Source organism: Paenarthrobacter aurescens, assembly GCF_025421775.1.
Taxonomy (GTDB): domain Bacteria; phylum Actinomycetota; class Actinomycetes; order Actinomycetales; family Micrococcaceae; genus Arthrobacter; species Arthrobacter aurescens_B.
Genome location: NZ_JAOEFX010000005.1, coordinates 297,198 through 311,508 on the forward strand (window position 1 = coordinate 297,198; position 14,311 = coordinate 311,508).

At 62.3% G+C, this 14,311-nt stretch carries 11 protein-coding genes and 3 tRNA genes; 3 read left to right on the top strand and 11 right to left on the bottom strand.

Translation table 11 applies throughout. The features are described 5' to 3' along the window. Nucleotides 1-38: 38 nt before the first annotated feature. Both N7568_RS13120 and N7568_RS13125 read left to right on the top strand, forming a co-directional pair. A complete protein-coding gene (locus N7568_RS13120; RefSeq protein WP_261610250.1) occupies nucleotides 39-908 on the top strand; it encodes a hypothetical protein in 870 nt (289 codons plus the stop codon). 70 nt (nucleotides 909-978) lie between these two features. Beyond that, a complete protein-coding gene (locus tag N7568_RS13125) occupies nucleotides 979-1,785 on the top strand; it encodes a transglutaminase-like domain-containing protein (protein ID WP_261610251.1) in 807 nt (268 codons plus the stop codon). On the opposite strand, the gene N7568_RS13130 is transcribed toward N7568_RS13125, so the two are convergent. The 7 genes from N7568_RS13130 to bcp all read right to left on the bottom strand — a co-directional run bounded on the left by N7568_RS13130 (nucleotide 1,782) and on the right by bcp (nucleotide 10,865). Further along, complete coding sequence (locus N7568_RS13130; protein ID WP_261610252.1) at nucleotides 1,782-2,243, bottom strand: MarR family winged helix-turn-helix transcriptional regulator; 462 nt, start codon at nucleotides 2,241-2,243, stop codon at nucleotides 1,782-1,784. The genes N7568_RS13125 and N7568_RS13130 overlap by 4 nt on opposite strands. Further along, nucleotides 2,243-3,367 carry an LLM class flavin-dependent oxidoreductase gene (locus N7568_RS13135; protein ID WP_261610253.1) on the bottom strand — a complete coding sequence of 375 codons (1,125 nt, stop codon included), beginning with the start codon at nucleotides 3,365-3,367 and terminating at the stop codon, nucleotides 2,243-2,245. Before N7568_RS13135 ends, N7568_RS13130 begins: the two co-directional genes overlap by 1 nt. Before the next feature lie 150 nt (nucleotides 3,368-3,517). Beyond that, nucleotides 3,518-6,742 (bottom strand): efflux RND transporter permease subunit, encoded by a 3,225-nt coding sequence (locus tag N7568_RS13140; protein ID WP_261610254.1) that lies wholly within the window; start codon nucleotides 6,740-6,742, stop codon nucleotides 3,518-3,520. A gap of 67 nt (nucleotides 6,743-6,809) precedes the next feature. Further along, nucleotides 6,810-8,315: a malate:quinone oxidoreductase gene (locus tag N7568_RS13145; protein WP_261610255.1), complete on the bottom strand. Its 1,506-nt coding sequence runs from the start codon at nucleotides 8,313-8,315 to the stop codon at nucleotides 6,810-6,812. Between the two features lie 79 nt (nucleotides 8,316-8,394). Next, entirely contained in the window at nucleotides 8,395-10,062 is a 1,668-nt protein-coding gene (locus N7568_RS13150) for an ABC transporter substrate-binding protein (protein ID WP_261610256.1), read from the bottom strand. A 189-nt stretch (nucleotides 10,063-10,251) separates the two neighbouring features. Next, nucleotides 10,252-10,333: transfer RNA gene (locus tag N7568_RS13155), tRNA-Leu, on the bottom strand. Nucleotides 10,334-10,391: 58 nt separating this feature from the next. Beyond that, nucleotides 10,392-10,865 carry a thioredoxin-dependent thiol peroxidase gene (bcp, locus tag N7568_RS13160; protein WP_261610257.1) on the bottom strand — a complete coding sequence of 158 codons (474 nt, stop codon included), beginning with the start codon at nucleotides 10,863-10,865 and terminating at the stop codon, nucleotides 10,392-10,394. Nucleotides 10,866-10,950: 85 nt separating this feature from the next. Here bcp and N7568_RS13165 point away from each other — a divergent pair, with 85 nt between their 5' ends. Continuing rightward, the gene (locus tag N7568_RS13165) at nucleotides 10,951-11,418 is read left to right on the top strand and encodes a MarR family winged helix-turn-helix transcriptional regulator (RefSeq protein WP_261610258.1); all 468 of its coding nucleotides are present in this window, start codon (nucleotides 10,951-10,953) and stop codon (nucleotides 11,416-11,418) included. 135 nt (nucleotides 11,419-11,553) lie between these two features. On the opposite strand, the gene N7568_RS13170 is transcribed toward N7568_RS13165, so the two are convergent. The 4 genes from N7568_RS13170 to N7568_RS13185 all read right to left on the bottom strand — a co-directional run bounded on the left by N7568_RS13170 (nucleotide 11,554) and on the right by N7568_RS13185 (nucleotide 14,180). After that, nucleotides 11,554-11,629 (bottom strand) — tRNA-Lys (locus N7568_RS13170). Nucleotides 11,630-11,818: 189 nt separating this feature from the next. After that, a tRNA-Lys gene (locus N7568_RS13175) sits at nucleotides 11,819-11,894 on the bottom strand. A 116-nt stretch (nucleotides 11,895-12,010) separates the two neighbouring features. Then, the gene (locus N7568_RS13180; RefSeq protein WP_261610259.1) at nucleotides 12,011-13,156 is read right to left on the bottom strand and encodes a PQQ-dependent sugar dehydrogenase; all 1,146 of its coding nucleotides are present in this window, start codon (nucleotides 13,154-13,156) and stop codon (nucleotides 12,011-12,013) included. 22 nt (nucleotides 13,157-13,178) lie between these two features. Beyond that, the gene (locus N7568_RS13185; RefSeq protein ID WP_261610260.1) at nucleotides 13,179-14,180 is read right to left on the bottom strand and encodes a sunset domain-containing protein; all 1,002 of its coding nucleotides are present in this window, start codon (nucleotides 14,178-14,180) and stop codon (nucleotides 13,179-13,181) included. Nucleotides 14,181-14,311: the final 131 nt, after the last annotated feature.

Below are 14,311 nucleotides of genomic sequence, written 5' to 3' on the forward strand. Positions count from 1 at the left end.
TGTGCGTGTCGCGGGAGCGCCGCCGATAGGCTGGGCTCATGAAGGGCATAGTGAACGTGAAGTGCACTCCCGGGCGGCTCGCTGCATTGGCGCTGGCCGGGGCCTTACTCCTTGCCGCAGCAGGCTGCTCGACGGAAAACAAGGGCCCCCAGGTCACGTCGACGGCCACGTCGCAGCCCAACACGTCGGAATCGGGAACAGGAACGCCGTCGGACAGTACGACGACGGAACCCGGCATTGCTGGCAGCTCACCATCCACGACACCCGGGTCGGAGGGAACGCCGGCTGCAACCGATCCGGTCAGTGCAAGCCCAAGCGCGGCAGCAACCGCGTTGACCTGGAAGACCTATACGGATTCGGCCAGGACGGTCAGCTTCGAGATGCCCAAGGACTGGATAGCCCAGTCGGTATCTCCCGAGGCCGGTTCCATGGCCGGAGCCGTGAAGGTGGAAGTCAAGGACGGTGCGGGGCGATACATCGCCACACTCCAGACAGGCATGCCCCCAGCCGTCCCCGCTGCTTGCCCGGCCGGACAGGGGCGCCCCTATGTGGTGATCAGCAGCGTGCCCTTGGACGTCCCGCACTCGGACGGCCCGGACACCATTGATCCGCGAGTGGTTTTCCGCGTGGTCCAGGGGTATAAGTTCTTCGGCTCCTACGGCATCACCAACGTGGTGGCGGGCGCGGACGGGCAATCCTGTGAACTGAGGAACCGGGTGCAGGGCCCTGCAGGAAAGGGCGACTATTCCTTTGGGGATGTACCGGCGATCCATGCCTTCGCCGCTGACGAGAAGGTGGCACCGGCCAAGGCGTTCGACACCTTGGACCTTGCCGCAAAGTATGTGGTCCACGGTTCTGAATTCGCCAATGTCCAGCGGATGCTACTGTCTCTGAAGGTCAATCTGTAGTCCTGCGATTGGCTGACTCACACATACGGCGGCGATGGGGGCTGTCCGCCGCAACCCACTCCGGAGATCAATGGAACGCAACGTTGCTGCCTCGCTCGTTTTCAAGACCGCGGCCAACACCAAAGTGGCCATGGCTATTGCTGTGGCCAACAACCCTGGCTATGACTCAGTGACGGAAAGCCTTTCCATCACGATGGCCGGCGTTGAGGTTCCCTATGCCGAATTGAGCGACCACCACGGCGGCCGGTTCCAGTACCTCGAATTCAGCGAGCCCAGTGAAGTGACAGTGGATTACCGGGCAACCGTTCACGGCTTTGCCGAACCCGACGTTCCTGCTCCAATGGAGCTGATCCGCTATGTCAGGCCGAGCAGGTATGCCGAGTCGGACAGGCTGCTGCCTACCTCGTACGCAGAGTTCGGCAGCCTGCAAGGGGCCGGCTTGCTCAACGCAGTCCGCAACTGGGTCAATGGCGAGCTCCGGTACGTCAGTGGGTCGTCCCGGGGAACTGACGGTGCGGTGGAAACCCTGCTTCACCGCAAGGGGGTGTGCCGCGATTTTGCCCACCTTGCCATTGCCCTGTTGAGATCCAAGGATGTGCCTGCGCGCCTGGCTGCGGTGTACGCGCCTGGTTTGAGTCCCATGGATTTCCACGCCGTGGCCGAGGCCTACATTGATGGTGCCTGGCACGTCATTGACCCCACTGGATTGGCGCCGCGGGAATCCATGCTCCGCATCACTGCGGGACGTGACTCCTCGGACACTGCCTTCCTCTCTACCGTGGGTGGCAGCTTGTCCTTGAAGACCCTCAAAGTCAGTGCGTCAGTCAACGGCGAGCTCCCGGTGGAAGATTACCGGGAGCTCGTCAGTCTGCGTTAGTGTTCGGCCACTGAGGCGCGGAGCTTCTCCGTCAGGCGCAACAGCTCGCGCTGCTCATCGGCCGTGAGGGCGGGCGCCACCAAGTGGGCGATGTCGCGCACGTGTTCGCGGCCGATCGTCTTCTGAAGTTCGCTTCCTGCTTCGGTGAGTGACAGCAGGACTCCGCGGCCGTCGTCGGGCGCTGTTGTGCGCTCCACCAAGCCGCGCTTCTCCAAGCGGTCAACCAAACGGCTCAAGCTTGACTGGCTCAGCAGCACTTTGTCGTTGATTTCGTTGAGCCGAAGCTGGCCGGACGGGCACCTGGACAGAGTGAACAGGACGTCGTATTCCTTGACGGGGAGCTCCTTGAACGCCGGTCCGGACTGAAGCTTCCGCATCACCGCCACCTGGGAGCGGAACAACGACTCCCAGGTCTCGGCGGCGAGGCGAACGGCGGAGGACGCCGGTTGGCTGGACATCAGGCGTCCTGCCCCGCAGCTCCGGCCGTTGCAGATTCGCTGACCTTCGCTTCCAGCGCGGCAGCAACGCGGGAGGCGTGCGTTGGGGCGTCCGGTACGTGGGCCGGTTTCATGGCAGCGTATTCCTTCCGCAGGACAGGCAGGACTTCCTCGCCGAAGAGGTCCAACTGCTCCAGTACGGTCTTCAAGGGAAGGCCGGCGTGGTCGATCAGGAACAGCTGGCGCTGGTAATCACCGAAGGCCTCCCGGAACGTCAGCGTCTTTTCGATGACCTCCTGCGGGCTTCCCACGGTGAGCGGCGTCTGCGACGTGAAGTCCTCCAGCGAGGGTCCGTGGCCGTACACCGGTGCATTATCGAAGTACGGGCGGAATTCCTTCACCGCGTCCTGGGAATTCTTCCTCATGAAGAACTGTCCACCCAGGCCGACGATGGCCTGGTCAGCCTTGCCGTGGCCGTAGTGCTCGTAGCGCTCACGGTAGAGGCCGATCAGCTGCTGGTAGTGCTCCTTGGGCCAGAAGATGTTGTTGGCGAAGAAGCCGTCTCCGAAGTAGGCGGCCACTTCTGCGATCTGCGGCGTGCGGATGGAACCGTGCCACACGAAGGGGGCAACGTCGTCGAGTGGTCGCGGCGTGGAGGTGAAGTTCTGCAGCGGCGTGCGGAACTTGCCGGACCAGTTGACTGTGTCCTCATCCCATAGCTTGCGGAGCAGGCTGTAGTTTTCGATCGCGAGTTCCACGCCGTCCTGGATGTTCTTCCCGAACCACGGGTAGACGGGCGCCGTGTTGCCCCGGCCAAGAACCAGATCAACGCGACCGTCAGACAGGTGTTGGAGCATTGCGAAGTCTTCGGCGATCTTGACCGGATCATTGGTGGTGATCAGGGTAGTGGCAGTTGAGAGCGTGATGCGTTCGGTCTGGGCCGCGATGTAGGCCAACGTCGTGGTGGGAGAGGAAGAGAAGAACGGCCGGTTGTGGTGCTCGCCCAAGGCGTAGACATCCATGCCGATTTCTTCGACCTTCCTGGCGATGGCAACGGAGGCTTTGATGCGTTCGTTTTCCGTGGGCGTGTGGCCCGTGGTGGGGTCAGTGGTGATGTCGCTGACGCTGAATACGCCGATCTGCATGATGTGCCTTTCTCCCTGCCCGTGGTCCCGGGCTCTGTGAACAGTGTACCTCAAACTAGATGCATTTGCATGTATCAGTGCCTGTAACAGGGCAGGGCCGGGAAATGTTCCCGGCCCTGCCTCATATGCGCAGGTGTGTTGGGGAGTCCGCTATTCTCCGGGGTTGTGTGCCGCGCGGCGGCCTTTGACCCTCGGAATCATGCCCGTGGTCCAGTCTTGGAACCCGTCAGCTCCACTGGCGGACGGGCCGCCGGCGCCGTCGCCAGGTTTCGGCGTCGGTTTGTCCTGCAGCTCTTTGAGGAGTTGCTTCTTCTCCCGGCGCCCCTCCACCAGCTTGTAGAGGACGGGAACCAGCACCAGCGTCAACGCAGTGGACGAGACCAGTCCGCCGATCACCACAATCGCGAGAGGTTGCGAGATGAATCCGCCGCCGCCCGTGAGGCCCAGGGCCATGGGGGTCAGCGCGAACACCGTGGCCAACGCTGTCATCAGGATGGGACGGAGGCGCTGGCGTGCACCGTGCGTGATGGCATCGGCAACGCTCATCCCCGGACTCCCGTCGTGGGGTTTACGGTACTGGTTGATGAGGTCGATGAGCACGATGGCATTGGTCACCACAATGCCCACCAGCATCAGCATGCCGATCAGCGAGGGCAGTCCCAGCGGGACACCGGTCAGCAGCAGCAAGCCCACCGCCCCCGTTGCCGCGAATGGCACAGAGACCAACAGGATCAACGGCTGGACGAGTGACTTGAAGGCGGCCACCATGATCACGTACACGATGGCGATCGCAGCCAGTAGCGCCAAGCCAAGCTGCCGGAAAGATTCGGCCTGCTGGGTTGTGGCACCTCCGATAGTGGCTGTGACACCCGCTGGAAGCTCCACCGCGGTCAGGCGTTCTTGGACAGCGGTGCTGACGCTGCCCAGATTGGAGCCCGACGGCGTTACGGTCACCCGCGCGGTCCGCTGTCCATTGCTGCTCGTGATGGACACGGGCGTGTCAACCTGTTCGACGGCGGCGACGCTTTCCAGCGTTACGGGACCACGAGTCGTCGGGAGCTGGAGCGCGCGCACCGCGGCAATGCTGGTGAAGCGCGTGCCTTCGCCAATCTGTACCGGATAGTCGTTGGTTTCGATCCTGACAGTGCCCGCCGGGATGGGGCTGACCGTGGATGCCAGGAAGGCACCCACCTGTTCCTCTGTAAGCCCCGCGGCCACGGCCTTGGCCCGGTCCACGCGGACCTGGACCACTGATTGGGAGGACGCCAGGTTGGTGGCTACCCCGGTGCTGCCGGGGACACCGTCCATCGCCTCCACCATGGCATCGCTGGCCGCCTGAAGGTCCGCGGAATTCGCCGCCCTGATGGTGATGTCCACGGTGGAGGACGTGCCGAATCCGCCTTGCTGGGACCCCACCGTGACCTTCCCGGCTGCCCCTTGGAGTTTGGCGCGGACTTCGTCCTGGAGCTTGGTCTGGTTCACTTTCTCGTCGGTCACAATCGTGAACGTCGAGTTGGATGAGCCGGTGGACGTCAGGGCAGCAAAACCCGTCTGTGCATTTCCGGAGGTGACCTGCACGTCCTTGATGCCTTGAATGCCCTTAAGGGAATCTTCGATCTTGGCGGCCTCATCGCTGGTGGCTTGCAGGCTTGTCCCCGCAGGGAGGACTTGGCGCACGGTCATGCTGTTCTCACCGGAGCGGCCCAGCAAGTCAGTGGCCAGCAGCGGCGAGACAGCGATGGTCGCGACGAGGACCAAAGCTGCCGCGGACAGGGTGATGACAGGATGTTTCTGTGTCTTCGCGAGGATCGGAAGGTAACCGCGCTGGAGGCGGCTCCTCTGTTCGGCCTGGCGGGCCTTTTCGGCCGCGGCCTGGGTGGACGCTGTTGCCTCAGCGCCCTTGGCCGGCGAGGACAGGAACCAATAGGCCAGAACGGGAACGATCGTCAGGGAGACCAACAACGATGACAACAGCGCAATGGTCACAGTCAGGGCGAAGGGACGGAACAGCTCACCGGCAAGGTCGCCCACGAAGGCAATAGGCAGGAATACGGCCACCGTGGTGAGGGTGGAAGCTGTGATGGCTCCGGCGACTTCACGGATGGAAGTCAGGATGGCCGTCAGCTTGTGTTCGCCGTAACTGAGGTGCCGCTTGATGTTCTCTATCACCACGATCGAGTCGTCAACCACGCGACCAATGGCTATGGTCAGCGCACCCAAGGTGAGGATGTTGAGCGAATAGCCCGTGGCCGAGATGCCAATGAACGTAATCAGCAGGGACAGCGGGATGGAGACGGCAGTCACCAGCGTGGACCGTACGGACATCAGGAACACCAGGATAACGGCCACGGCGAATCCCAGGCCGAGGAGTCCTTCGGTGGTGAGGTCCTTGATGGACTTCTCGATGAACGGGGCCTGGTCGAAGACCGGGGTGAAGGTGGCGTTGTTGCCCAGTTCGTCCTGCATTGGTCCGATCGCGTCGCGCACGGCATGCGAGATCGCCACAGTATCGCCCTCGGGCTTTTTGGTGACGGACAGCGCCAGCGTCGGTTTGCCATTGGTGCGCGTGATGGAGGTTGCGGCGTCGTCCTCGATGCTGACGTCGGCCACTGCCCCGATGGTGGCAGCATTCTTCGCACCCGTCAGGGGAAGCGCCTTGATGATGTCCAGGGAATCCACGGGACTGCCGAGCTGGAGGGACAACGTCTTGCCCTGGTCCTCGATGGTGCCCACAGGGACCAAAGTTCCGTTGTTCTTCAGCGCATTGCTGATGGCCTGAACGGACGCGCCGCTGGTGGCCAGGTCCGCCGGACGGGGCTGGATCAGGATGTGCTGGCTGGCCCCGCCCGTCACATCGGCGCCGCGGACGCCGTCGATCTTCTGGAGCCGGGGAACGCTCAGCCGCAAGAGGTCGGCATTGAGTTCGCTGAGGGGTTTGTCCGAGGACACGGCCAGGTAGACGATGGGGAAATCGCTGATGTTCCCGGCAATGGATTGGGGCTCGACGTCGGCGGGCAGCACCCGCTTGGCGTTCGAGATGGCCCGGTCGATCTGGTTCCGTGCCCGGTCAAGGTTGGACCCGTACGTGAACACCATGGTGATCTGCGATACACCGTTGCGGGAGGTCGACGTGGTGGACTCCAGTCCCTCAACACTGTTCAGTGCTGTTTCCAGGGGCTGGCTCAACTGCTTGTCCACGACCTCCGGGGAGGCGCCTGGCATGGAGGTCACCACAGTGATCTGCGGGAACTCGATGGACGGAATGAGTTCCTGCTTCAGGGATCCCATGGTGATCACGCCGAACACCGCCGCAAAGACGGTGATCAGCGCGATCAGGGCCCGGTTTCCCAGAGAAAGCTTGGCCAGGCGGAACATTGCATTGACTCCCAGGGTCTACGTAACGATTCGTCTGACGGGAACCGGCCGCAGCCCCGGGTATGGCCTAGCTTTGGACGGCGTTGGCAACTTCCAGCTGCAGCGACTGGGCGGTGCTTGCTTCCAGTTCGGCGGCAAGGTCGGGGTTTTCATTGAGCTTGACGCCGTAGCCCGGCATCATGTCTTTGAGTTTTGACTGCCAACCCTTGAAGTTCTTGGGGAAGGACTTCTGCAGCAGTTCGATCATGATCGGCACGGCTGTTGAAGCTCCAGGGCTGGCGCCAAGCAAGGCGCCAATGGAACCGTCGCGGGAAGCAATGACCTCGGTACCGAACTGCAGGACGCCACCCTTCTGCGGGTGCTTCTTGATGATCTGTACACGCTGGCCAGCGGTAATCAGTTCCCAGTTGCCGCCGGCTGCCTCGGGGTAGTACTCGCGCAGGGCCTCAACCTTGGCCTCGTGCCGCTTGGCAACCTCTTTGATGAGGTAAGCGGTGAGGTCCATGTTGTCCTTGGCCACTGCCAGCATCGGGATGATGTTTCCCGGACGGATGGACAGCGGCAGGTCAAGGTAGCTGGACGTTTTCAGGAAGTTCGTGGAGAAGCCGGCGTACGGGCCAAAGAGGAGGGAACGCTTGCCGTCAACATAGCGGGTGTCCAAGTGGGGGACCGACATGGGCGGCGCGCCCACGGACGCTTGGCCATAGACCTTGGCGCTGTGCTGGGACGTGATGGCGTCGTCGGTGCAGCGGAAGAACTGGCCGGATACGGGGAAACCGCCGTAGCCTTTGCTTTCGGGAATACCGGATGCCTGGAGCAAGTGCAGCGCACCGCCGCCGGCGCCGACAAAGACGAACTTGGCGTGGATGCGGCCGTGTTCACCCGACTTGGGGTGCTTGATGGAAAGGTCCCATCCGCCACCGGCTGCGCGGCTGATGTTGGTGACATCGTGGCCGTAGTTGACCTCAGCACCGCTGTCCTGCAAGTAGGTGGTCAGCTCGCGGGTCAACGCACCGAAATCGACGTCGGTGCCTTCTGCTGCGCGCGTGGCGGCAACGCGCTGCTTGCGGTCCCGGCCCTTGACGATCAACGGCGCCCACTTGGCAATCCGGGCCTGGTCCTCGGTGTATTCCATGCTGCGGAACAGCGTGTTGGGCTTGAGGGCCTCGTAGCGGGTCTTGAGGAAGTCCGCGTGGTCATCGCCGATGACGAAGCTCATGTGCGGAACGGTGTTGATGAAGCCCTTGGGGGACCCAATCACCTTGCTGTCCACCAAGTGGGACCAGAACTGCCGGGAAAGCTGGAACTGTTCGTTGATGTGGAGGGCCTTGGAAGGGTCCACGGAACCGTCTTTGGCTGCCGGCGAGTAGTTAAGCTCACACAGGGCGGCATGTCCGGTGCCGGCGTTGTTCCACGGTCCGGAGCTCTCGAGCCCCGCTTCGTCGAGGCGTTCGAACAAGGAGATGGTCCAGGTGGGTTCAAGTTGCTTGATGAACGCACCGAGGGTGGCACTCATGATTCCGCCGCCAATAAGGACGACGTCGGCATGTTGAGTCTTGGAAATGAAGGTCACGATCAATCTCCGTTAGCGGCGGCACTGGCTGTCACAGAATATCCCCGCGCAGACCCAATACTGAAATTGCGGGCGAACGTCAAGGCTTTAAGCGGACGTTCGTGAAAACTTCGTTGAGGACCGGTGAAGCCGGGTAGCTTTCCACCTTGTTGGACAACGCCAAAGCGGAGATGGGGAAGGCGATCGGCACTGCCGGTACCGAGGCTGCGATCTCTGCGTTGATGGCCTGGTACTGGGCGTTGCGGTCGTCGCCGTCCGGCATGGCGCGTGCCCGCTCGATCTTGTGGAAGACTTCCGAATCCGCATAGCCGAACTCTGCCCGGGTTTCGCCGAACAGCGGCCCCAGGAAGTTATCGGCGTCGGCGTAGGAGCCATTCCAGCCCAGGAGGTGCAGTCCGCGATCTCCCGCCGACTGAACGCGTTGCAGGTAGCCGCCCTCCCAGTCCACAGGCACCGGCTTGATGTTGAAGCCCACGGCAACCAGCTGGCGGCTGATTTCGGCATAGATCTTCTCGGGAGTGGGCATGTAGGCGCGGGTAGCGTTCAGCGGGTAGTAGAACTTGATTTCCTCACCCTTGTAGCCCGCCTTCTCCAGCAGTTCCTTGGCCTTCTCGGGGTTGTACCCGAGGGACGGTGCATTGTTGTTGAAGCCACTGAGCTTGGGCGGCACGAACTGTGAAGCCTGTGCCGTGTTGTCGATGAAGAACCGCCGGATCAGCGTTTCCTTGTCGACTGCCATTTCGATGGCCTGGCGGACTTCGAGCTTCTCCAAGGGCGCCACGGCTTGGTTGATCCCGAGATACATCACGGAGAACGGGTCGCGCTGGATGATCTGGACACCCTTTTTGACCAACTGGTCAAAAGTCCCCGACGTCACGAGGTCGTAGGCGTCGATCTTCCCGTCCAAAAGGGCTTGCTGCCGCGTTTCGGCTCGATCGTAGGGGATGAAATTGATGGTGGCTATTTGGCCCCGCTTGCCCCAGTAGCCCTTGTACGTGGCGAGCGTAAGTTTGTTCTCATCCCAGGCACTGAATTCATAAGGACCCGTCCCTACGGGGTGGCTGGCATAGGCGGACACAGCCTGGCCGTTCAGGGTCTGGTCCAGCACGTTCGCTTTTTGCGCCTCAAGGGCGGTGGGCGAGGAGATGGCGAAGGCGGGGAGGGTCAGCGCCTTCAGGAACCCAGTGAAGGGCCGCGTCAGGTTGATCTGGACATCGCTGGCCGAAACCACTTTGCAGTCCTTGAAGATGGAAAACACGGGCTCGTCGGAGTACGCCTTGAACACCCCCTGGAACGAGATTCCGGGTGCTTGCTTTCGAAGGTCTGCAGGAAAGGTGAACCAGCGGTTGAAGTTGGCGCAAACAGCGGCGGCGTCCAGCGGCGTTCCGTCGTGGAATTTCACCTCGGAGCGAAGCGTGAAATCGTAAGTAAGCCCGTTGTTGCTGTCCTTCCACTCCGTGGCAAGGAGGGGACTCGTCTCACCAGTTGCGCCGTCCACGCCAACGAGGCCTTCGAGGACTTGGCGGGTGACCCGGTACGACTCGGAATCGGCAGTCATGGCGGGATCGAGCCCCAGAGGCATGGATGCCGTGCCGAAATTGAAGGTGGCGGTAGGCTCCGCGGGCGCGGAGCTGCTCGCGGACGAGGACGGCGCGGGGCCAGGTGCTCCGGTACACGCTGCCAGCCCCAAAACCGCAACGACAGCTCCGAACTGCACGGTCAGGCGCCGTATCTTGCTGCTTGCCACTCTTGTCCCCTCAAGCCGGTTGGAAGTGCTGTGGCCGGCTTCGGCCAGACCGCGTTCCAGTCTAGTTGAACGTCCTGAGTGCACTTCCCAGCGCAAATTCAGGAAGCTATCCCCGCTGCTTGAGGAAAAACACCCCCGGCTGCATATTATCCGCGGCCGGGGGTGTCCCTTCTACTTCTTTACCTGCTGTGCGCAAGGGGGGACTTGAACCCCCACGCCCGAAGGCACAGGAACCTAAATCCTGCGTGTCTGCCAATTTCACCACTCGCGCTGGCTGTTGGCCGGTCTGCCCCAGGGGGGCGGCCATCTACCGGCCTCCAGTGTACCCGCTACTTATCGAGCTTGAGGTCCCGCCGGAGCTTTGCCACGTGCCCTGTGGCGCGGACGTTGTATTGCGCCAGCGAGACCTTGCCTTCCGCGTCAACAACAATGGTGGAGCGGATCAGCCCCATGTATGTCTTTCCGTAGTTCTTCTTCTCGCCCCACGCTGCGTAGGCTTCGGCAACTGAGTGATCTTCATCCGAGAGGAGCGGGAAAGTCAGCTGTTCCTCCGCCGCGAATTTTGCCAGCGACTTGACGGGATCGGGGGAGATGCCAACAACGTCATAGCCTTCGGCCTGCAGGGATGCAAGCGTGTCGCGGAAGTCACAAGCTTCCTTGGTGCACCCGGGCGTGGAGGCTGCCGGGTAGAAATAGACGATGGTCTTTCGCCCACGGAAGTCCGTCAAGCTGACGTTATTGCCGGTTTCGTCCTGAAGGGTGAAGTCCGGGGCAGCGTCGCCCGGGATAAGTCGTTCGGCCAAAATATGCTCCTTGCTTACGATCGCGATTTCCCAGTTTAGTGGGGAGAAGCCACGCCCGCGCCCCGTCCACGCATATACTGTCGGCATGCCAGATATGGAGAGATGGCCCACCACCCGATTGCTTTCGACAGCTGCGCGCCTGGTGGAAATCTCGTGGAACGAAAAACTGAAGTCCATCGGCCTTACCCACGCCGGAGTCATTGCCATGCAGGTGCTCGCCGCCAAGGGTGCAATTACGCAGGCGGCCCTGGCCGAAGTTGCGAGGGTTAAGGCCCAGACAATGGGCACCACTCTTGCGCGCCTGGAGTTGCACGGTCATGTCACCCGACAACGCAGCGACTCCGATCGCAGGAGTCATGTGGTGACCCTTACGGAGGCCGGCAGTGCCGCCCTCGCGGAAGCCGTAAAGCTGGAGCAGGACGTCTTGTCGCCTGTGGCAGTGGACACAGCCCGGCTGCGCGAGGAACTGAGGATCGTCGTCCGGGGGCTGGCTGGCCTGCCGGCGCCCGAAAAGGATTCCCAGGCGAGCGATACCGACTCGCCCCACGCCTGACGTCAGCTGGTTTCTCCCCCCCAGCGGGGAGAACCCGGGGAGAACCCGGGGAGAACTCCGCGAGAACCCGGGGAGCTCCTGACAGGGCAACAGAAAAGGCTCCGGATCGTAGAAACGATCCGGAGCCTTTCTGTGTGGTGCACCCCCCGGGACTCGAACCCGGAACCCATTGATTAAGAGTCAATTGCTCTGCCAGTTGAGCTAGAGGTGCAGCATTGTTTGGGCTTTTCCAAGGAATTCGCATTCCTGGTTGAGCTCCGCAACGACAAATAACTCTACACCACTTTTTGCGGGCCCCGGACCACAATGACGAGGGCGTGATGAACGCCATCTCATTGACATAGGGAGGCTTGGAAAAGCAAAAAGGCCTTGGAATGAAATTCACTCCAAGGCCTTTTGTTGGTGCACCCCCCGGGACTCGAACCCGGAACCCATTGATTAAGAGTCAATTGCTCTGCCAGTTGAGCTAGAGGTGCAGCTGTTGTCATTGATCAATCGAGGGCTTTTATTTCCCCGGCGATCTCCGCAACGACATGTAACTCTACACGACTTCCCCCGAACTGTGAAATCGGCATGTACCCGCCCTGCGATCTTAGGAGGCAGCCCTCAGGATCAGCGCAAAGTCAGGGTTTTTGTTGTTGCTGAGGACCCACAGTGTGCCGTCCGGGGCCTGGGCCACGTCCCTTAATCGCCCATATTGTCCTGTGAAATAGGCCACAGGGTTGCCTGCTGTCTCGCCATTGAGCGGGACTGCCCAGAGACGTTGGCCACGAAGGGCCCCCGTGTAGGCCACGCCATTGATGATTTCCAGCCCGCTTGGCGACGCTTCGGAGGTTGAAGGCCACACGACCTTGGCGTCGATCAAACCGTTTCTGCCGGGCGCCCCGGTGACGGTAGGCCAGCCGTAGTTTCCGCCTGGCGTAATCAGGTTGAGTTCATCATCGACGTCCGGACCGAACTCGCTGGCCCACAGCCTTCCTGCGCTGTCCCAAGCCAGGCCCTGGACGTTCCGGTGCCCGTAGCTGTAGACGGGATTGTCGCCGAAGGGATTTCCGGGGGCTGGCCTGCCTTCCGGGGTCAGCCGCAGGATCTTGCCGCCGAGGGCGTTGGTATCCTGTGGCTGTTCCCGCCGCTGGGAGTCGCCGGTGCCTACGTACAGGAATCCGTCGGGCCCAAAACGAATCCGGCCTCCGTTGTGCGTCGACGCCTTGGGCATGCCGGCGAAGATCACTTCCGGTTCGCCGAGTTCCAGTTCGCCGCTGGGGGCCTGATCCAGCCGCATCCGCACGATCCGGTTGTCGCTCTCCGATGTGAAGTACGCGTACAGCCAGCGGTCGGCTCGGAACGTCGGAGACAGGGCAAGGCCAAGAAGACCGCCCTCTCCTCCGGGAACGACGTCGGGAACCTCGCCAATCGTGGTGGCCTGGTCGTCGCGGATTCCCTTGATTTGAGCGGAATCGCGCTCGGACACTACCGCTGTGCCATCCGGCAGGAACACGACCGACCACGGCAGCCGCAACCCGACGTCGAGCTTTCCGTCGACCTCGGGAGCCCGGGGAGGGGTCAGTGTCCCTTGGGTTCCGCCGGGACTGGGTGTGGCCTGGGCGGCGGTGGTATCCGGCGTTGCCGCCGTGCCCGGCGACGACGGACTGCCCGTGCACGCGGCAAGCATCAGGGTCAGCGAGAGTGCGACGGCAGCCAGGAGGCGGGTTCGCCGCTCCGCTCCCTGCCTGTCCATGGCTGCCTCCTACGGTGCCGGTTCAGTGCCTGTTGCGCCTCGGCGGCCGGAAACCAGCGGCTTCGGCGTGCGCGGCCGATTCGAACCACACGTCCGCGGTGACGTCGTCGTAACCTGCCGCATCTTCGTCGTGGTAGGTCATCGCTGTGGCACTGGCCTTCACGGGGTACCCGGCACCTGGGGTGCTGGAAGATCCGGTTCCGTAGGGGTGCTCAGCGGCCAGATGCCCCGAGCCTGCGGCATCCTCCGCTGCAGCAGACTCCGCCGCAGCGGACTCCGCCCCTGGAAGGGTGGGGGAATGCGCATCGGTGTATTCGTGGTGATGGACAGGGGCGCCGCTCTCATCGGTCCAGGACGCTTCCCACTCGGCCTTGTCGGCTGCGTCGTCGGCCCTGTCGACGTCGTCAGCGGTTACTTGTGGTGACGACGACGGCGAACCGGTGGTGGGGGATTCTGCGGAGTCCGGGGAGGCGATGGGCTGTGATGAACCGGCATCCCAGTCATCCACGTCGCCAGCGTCTGCCGCATGCAGTTTTGCGTCGGTGTCCACTACGGGTTCGTCGACTACCGGCTCGTCAACCACCGGCGCGGCGATGAAAGGCTCTTCCACTGACAGTCCCGGAGTTGCAGCCGGCAGGGTGTGGGGAGAAGCGCCGTCGGGAGAAGCGCTGTCCGGGGAATCGTCGACGGCGGAACGTGGCTCGGTTTCGACGCCGCCACTTTCGACGGCACCACTTTCGACGGCACCACTTTCGACGTCATCACTCCCGACGTTATCACTGGAGGAATCGGGCGGGGTCGCTTCATCCCTCCTGGCTTTTACATCGGTTGGTTCGTCGCCGATTGATTCGTCACCGGTCGGACCGCTGCCCTCCGCGGCGGCCTTGCCGAGGTTTGTTACTCCGGCCAATCCGGCCACGCCTGCGGCTGCCGCGGCTGCATCCGGCACGGAGGAAGTGTTGCTTGGCTCCATCGCTGCCGGGGCCGGGGCTGAGGTGGAATTGCGCGCCTTGTTGCGGTTCATTAGCCACCAAACAATAGCAATGACCAAGACAATGACAATGACCCAAATTAACAAGTCCATGGTTGATGCCCTTCTGCTCACGCGGTGCAGTTCGTGGTGTTCCTGACGTTACGTGGCCGCTAATGGGCTGT